Genomic DNA, 1937 nt, shown 5'->3' with positions numbered 1-1937 from the left:
GATTGTACCCTAAAAACTGAATAAAGCGGGGGAAGCGAATAGAAGGTGAGGTAGGTGGGAAAGGCCAGTTGCCAAAGAAGGCAATGGTCAAGCCCTCGGCCTATTAGTACTGCCAAGCTGAACATGTTACCATGCTTACACACGCAGCCTATCAACCTTGTAGTCTACAAGGGGCCTTACCAGCTTACGCTGTGGGATATCTAATCTTGGAGGCGGCTTCACGCTTAGATGCTTTCAGCGTTTATCCGTTCCACACATAGCTGCCCAGCCGTGCTCCTGGCGGAACAACTGGTGCGCCAGAGGTGTGTCCATCCCGGTCCTCTCGTACTAAGGACAGCTCTCCTCAAATATCCTGCGCCCACGACAGATAGGGACCGAACTGTCTCACGACGTTCTGAACCCAGCTCGCGTACCACTTTAATCGGCGAACAGCCGAACCCTTGGGACCGAATACAGCCCCAGGATGTGATGAGCCGACATCGAGGTGCCAAACCTCCCCGTCGATGTGAACTCTTGGGGGAGATCAGCCTGTTATCCCCAGGGTAGCTTTTATCCGTTGAGCGACGGCAATTCCACTCTCATACCGCCGGATCACTAACTCCAACTTTCGTTTCTGCTCGGACCGTCATCCTCGCAGTCAGGCCAGCTTATGCGTTTACACTCAAGGGCACGGTTTCCATCCGTGCTGAGCTGACCTTTGAGCGCCTCCGTTACTCTTTTGGAGGCGACCGCCCCAGTCAAACTGCCCGCCTAACAATGTCCCCCGACCGGATTCACGGCCGCAGGTTAGAATTCCAACAATCTAAGGGTGGTATCCCAAGGGTGGCTCCCTACAAGCTGGCGCCCGTAGTTCCTAGCCTCCCACCTATCCTGTACATAAATTATCGAAACCCAATATTAAGCTGCAGTAAAGCTCCATGGGGTCTTTCCGTCTTGTCGCAGGTAACCGGCATCTTCACCGGTACTACAATTTCGCCGGGCGGGTAATTGAGACAGTGCCCAGATCGTTACACCATTCGTGCGGGTCGGAACTTACCCGACAAGGAATTTCGCTACCTTAGGACCGTTATAGTTACGGCCGCCGTTTACTGGGGCTTCAATTCAATGCTTGCACATCTCCTCTTAACCTTCCAGCACCGGGCAGGTGTCAGCCCCTATACTTCATCTTTCGATTTAGCAGAGACCTGTGTTTTTGATAAACAGTCGCCTGGGCCTATTCTCTGCGGCCACATCGCTGTGGCATCCCTTCTTCCGAAGTTACGGGATCAATTTGCCGAGTTCCTTAACTACCCTTCTCCCGTTGGCCTTAGAATCCTCTTCCTGTCTACCTGTGTCGGTTTGCGGTACGGGCGCCTAAGATATACACAAGACTTTTCTCGCCCTAGTCCAAGCATGCTTCCCTACTTGATTTCGGTCCCTTACGCCCGGGGCAACCATCGCCCGGGTCATGCCCTTTCCAGATGTCCTCTTGCTTAAATCTTTTGGCGGCTACGGAATGTCCACCGTATGTGCATCGACTACGCCTTTCGGCCTCGCCTTAGCTCCCGGCTAACTTGGAGCGGACGAACCTTCCTCCAAAATCCTTAGACTTTCGGCCAATATGATTCTCACATATTTCTCGCTACTCATTCCGGCATTCTCACTCGTATAAAGTCCACCAGCGCTTCCGCTCTGACTTCACCCCTTATACGACGCTCTCCTACCACTCTCAGTTATTCTCTAAATCTTCGTTCCACTTTAACTAAAAGAAATTTAACTCGCTTCGCTCGTCTAATTCCTTCTTAAAGCTTCCTGAAAACTTAGAGAATAACTGAGAATCCCAAGCTTCGGTGTACACTTTAGCCCCGTTAAATTTTCGGCGCAGGGTCACTCGACCAGTGAGCTATTACGCACTCTTTTAATGAATGGCTGCTTCTGAGCCAACATCCTGGTTGTCT

General features: G+C 51.7%; 1 rRNA gene. It reads right to left on the bottom strand.

The window, feature by feature from the left end:
* Positions 1–83: 83 nt before the first annotated feature.
* Positions 84–1937 (bottom strand): 23S ribosomal RNA (locus tag U8T64_RS13815); the annotation flags it as partial.

The sequence above is a fragment of the Neglectibacter caecimuris genome (genome assembly GCF_034335015.1).
In the GTDB taxonomy this organism is placed as follows: Bacteria; Bacillota; Clostridia; order Oscillospirales; family Acutalibacteraceae; genus Acutalibacter; species Acutalibacter caecimuris_A.
Note: the sequence above shows the minus strand (reverse complement) of the source record. Positions and strands in the feature narration are given on the sequence as shown.